Origin of the sequence: Kitasatospora putterlickiae (assembly GCF_039527695.1) — a bacterium.
GTDB classification, from domain to species: domain Bacteria; phylum Actinomycetota; class Actinomycetes; order Streptomycetales; family Streptomycetaceae; genus Kitasatospora; species Kitasatospora putterlickiae.
The window spans coordinates 1-3,374 of the sequence record NZ_BAAAKJ010000247.1 but is presented as its reverse complement, the minus strand read 5'-3'; the positions used below and the strand labels follow the sequence as shown (position 1 = coordinate 3,374).

Below are 3,374 nucleotides of genomic sequence, written 5' to 3'. Positions count from 1 at the left end.
TGGAGGAGGGCCTGAAGTTCGCCATCCGTGAGGGTGGCCGCACCGTCGGCGCCGGCCAGGTCGTGCGCCGTTACCAGAGGTCCCAGCGCCGCGAGGTGGGCGGCGGCGACGCGGACTGACCGGGGCGGGGGCCGACGCGCGAGGCCCGGGCGGTCACTGGAAGATCGCGACCGGGTGGATGTCCAGGGCGCCGTCCCCGGCGTTCCAGCCCCTGACCTTGCCCAGACACCTGCCGGAGAACTCCTCGGCGGGGCGCTTGCCGCGCAGCCCCGAGTTCTCGCAGACGACCCGGACGTGGGCGGCCGGCGCGGGGGTGCGGGCGCCGCTGTACGGGGCGATGAAGACGGTGGTGCCGGCCGGATCGTCCGAGGTGCGGGCGGCCGGGCGGAACCTGCCCTTGATGAGCACGTACTCCTCGGCGTGGCTCAGCAGCGTGCTCGCGGGCACCGGGTCGGACCGCCCGAGATCGGTCAGCAGCTTGACCAGGGCCAGGTTGCGGACCACGGTGCCGGTCCTCAGGTTGGCGCGGACGATGCCGTGGTTCTCCTCGATCACCTTGAGGAGGACGCCGATCACCTCGACCGGGGCGTGCCGCTGGACGTAGTAGGTGAGCATCTCGTCCGCCCGTTCCAGGCCGAACCCGACCGGGACCCCCGGGAGTTCGGCCTGGGCGCTGCCGCCCTTGCTGATCCGGTGCCACACCTCCTTGGTCAGGGCCTCGGAGTGGCGGCCCATCTGGAACTGGTCGGTGATGACCGACTCGTCCAGGTAGACGCAGATCCCCTGGGTCAGGTCGAGTTCGGTGAGCCGCTTGGCGCGCAGTTCCCGCAGGCCGAGCCGGACGAGGAGTGCCAGGCTCGCCAGCACGGCGACCCAGGCGGCCGTCCAGCCGGCCAGGAGGGGCCACCACTCGCCGAACCAGAGCTTGGACACGGTCGTCGTCCTTCCCGATCTCGATCGAACGCTTCAGGAGGTGTAGGGCGTGCAGCCGGCCACGGTGTGGAGCAGGGTCTCCAGGGCCGCGGGCGGGAACGGGGCGGTCCTGCTCTGGTTGTCGGCGGGCGGGACCGGCAGGCCGGCGGCGCGCAGGTGCTCCTCCAGCCGGCTGCGGCCTTGGGAGTCCAGGCCGACCTGGAAGCCGAGCTCGGTCGCCCGCCGCTGGAGGCCGGGGTCCTTGTCGAGGAGGTCGGCGAGCTCGTCGGCCCTGGGCTTGAGCGAGATGATCCGCGGCGCGGTGACGAACGAGTTGTCCGGGTAGAGCAGGACCCGCCGGGGGTCGGGTGTGCCGTTCTTCGCCTTCCACCGGAGCTGGTAGTCGAGGAACTGGTGCTCGTAGACCACCGGGGTGGGGACCGAGGTGTTGCTGTTCACGAAGGACTCGAAGCGGTCGCTGTCGGGGTGGCCCTGGAAGTCGAGCATCGGTTTGATGAGCCTTCCCAGCTCCTCCAGCCCGGCCGGGTCGGTCGGCACGTCGGGCTTGCTCGCGGTGTACGCGACCTGGGAGAGGAAGGTGTCCGAGGAGTTCGACTCGCAGAAGTTGGAGGTGTACGCGGTGACGGCGTCGCCGTTGACGAGGTTGTCCATCCCGATGTCGAGGTCGTTCCACGTCGTCCTGGCCCGCATGAGCTTCAGGAACTCGTCCATGACGAGGGTGTAGTAGAGCGGCTCGGGGGAGGCGGGGTCCAGATGGGGCCTGGCCGCGTGGTTCCGCGCCAGGGCCTCGGCGTACGGCCGGAAGGCCGCCACGACGATGGGGCTGGTGAACGGCAGCCGGATGACGCTGTGCTCGCCCGCCGCCTCCCGGACGGCCTTGATGTGGTCGGCCGCCGGCTGGCCCGAGGGGAGGACGAAGTCGTACTTCGTGAGGTCGCCGAGCGCGATCTCCCGCGAGCCGGCCGTGTCGACCGTCACCTTGATGCGGTGGCCGATCAGGAGCCGCTGCACCTCGGGGTCCCGGAAGAAGGCGGATTTGGAGGCGACCCGGCCCTTCAGCTCGACCACGGGCAGACCCGGGGGCCGGAGGTTGCCGGTGAGGGCGAGCACCGTCGTGACGGTGACGAGGACGGCGAGCAGGGGGATGACGCGTCGGCGGAACCCTCTTCGGGCGAAGAACAACGGGCGTGCGCCTTCGATCAAGAGGTCCGGCTCGTCGATCGGGATGCTGTCCACCACGGCTGACAGCGTGTCAGGTTTGATCCGGCCCGGGTCGCCGGTCGACAGGTGTTCATCTGTCGTACGCCTGTTCGCCGCCCTCGCCCGCGTGCCCATGACAGGCTCGCCCGACGCGGCCGCTCAGAGTTGGTCCTCCATGCGCTGGAGGCGCAGGTTGACCGTCCGCCAGAGCCACGCGACCGAGAGCGGAAGCGTCGCCAGCCCGACGCCGACCGCGTCGCGCATCCGGTCGGCCGTGAAGTCGTCGCAGTTGAGCCTTGTGAAGCCGGCCCCGATGTTCTCGTAGAACATCGGCGAGCCGCAGTGCTCCTCGGCGCCGCCCGGATACTCGTGCGTGACCGGCAGGAAGGCCAGCCCGACCGCCCACAGCCACGCGCCGAGCGCCAGCAGCCCCAGCGCGTGCGCCCCCCCAGGCCCGCGACCGCTGGGCGCGTCGCCACGCCCGCGCCTCCCGCTCCTCCAGGAGCGCCCCGATCTCCCCGGTCTCCATGCTGTCCCCCCTCGTTCGTACGATGAACGGCCGAGGAGAGCATCGCAGACCGCGCTCCCCGGCCGTCGGCGGGGCGGGTCAGAAGTCGAAGAACGCCCCGGCGGTGCGCAGCAGGACGCAGCGGTTGCCGTAGGTGTGCTGGAAGGAGACCGTCCGGCCCCGGTACACGCCGGTGGCGGTCACCGTGTACGGGTCGTAGATCTGGTTGCAGACACCCGGGTTGACGTTCAGCTGGTCGAGGTCGCCGTTGACGGAGTCGAGCAGCCGGCAGGCGGTGAACGGGTCGGGGTGGGTGGTGGCGCCGTCCGGCGGACAGTCCAGCGTGACCACGTGCGGCGTCCCGGACGCCGGGGTCGGGCCGTGCGCCACGGTGAGCCGGAGACTGGCGTCGGCGGCGGCGGCGGGGACGGGGGTGATCGCGTTGGCGGTGCCCGCGAGACTGGTGGTGAACAGGGCGGTCGCGAGGAGGGCGAGGGCTGGGGTCGTCTTCACACCAGGCGCAACGACCCGCCGGTGGGCGGGTCACGGCGGGTTGCTGCGGTGGAGTGGGAAGTCGGCGGGGCCGACTTCTCAGGCCGGGCCCGGAGCGACGACACCGAGCCGGGGCGACAGTGCGTCGGCCCGGCTCGGGAGCCGTTCAGGAAGAGGTCTCTGTCAGAGGTAGTAGCCGAAGACGTCGGCGATGAGGTGGGTGGGGTTCCAGGAGGCGTTG

4 protein-coding genes are annotated in these 3,374 nt (G+C 71.3%); all 4 read right to left on the bottom strand.

Annotated features, from left to right (window positions below):
* Positions 1-153: 153 nt before the first annotated feature.
* The gene (locus ABD308_RS24835; protein WP_344338755.1) at positions 154-933 is read right to left on the bottom strand and encodes a hypothetical protein; all 780 of its coding nucleotides are present in this window, start codon (positions 931-933) and stop codon (positions 154-156) included.
* A 33-nt stretch (positions 934-966) separates the two neighbouring features.
* Positions 967-2,172 carry a hypothetical protein gene (locus ABD308_RS24830; protein ID WP_344338754.1) on the bottom strand — a complete coding sequence of 402 codons (1,206 nt, stop codon included), beginning with the start codon at positions 2,170-2,172 and terminating at the stop codon, positions 967-969.
* Between the two features lie 120 nt (positions 2,173-2,292).
* Positions 2,293-2,463 (bottom strand): hypothetical protein, encoded by a 171-nt coding sequence (locus ABD308_RS24825; protein ID WP_344338752.1) that lies wholly within the window; start codon positions 2,461-2,463, stop codon positions 2,293-2,295.
* 277 nt (positions 2,464-2,740) lie between these two features.
* Positions 2,741-3,154, bottom strand: coding sequence for an SSI family serine proteinase inhibitor (locus ABD308_RS24820; RefSeq protein WP_344338751.1), 414 nt, complete (start codon positions 3,152-3,154; stop codon positions 2,741-2,743).
* Between the last annotated feature and the right edge of the window lie 220 nt (positions 3,155-3,374).

Bases quoted from the DNA above. Each gene is read 5' to 3' on its own strand.
- ABD308_RS24825 (WP_344338752.1), bottom strand. From the start codon at position 2,463: ATGTTCTACGAGAACATCGGGGCCGGCTTCACAAGGCTCAACTGCGAC.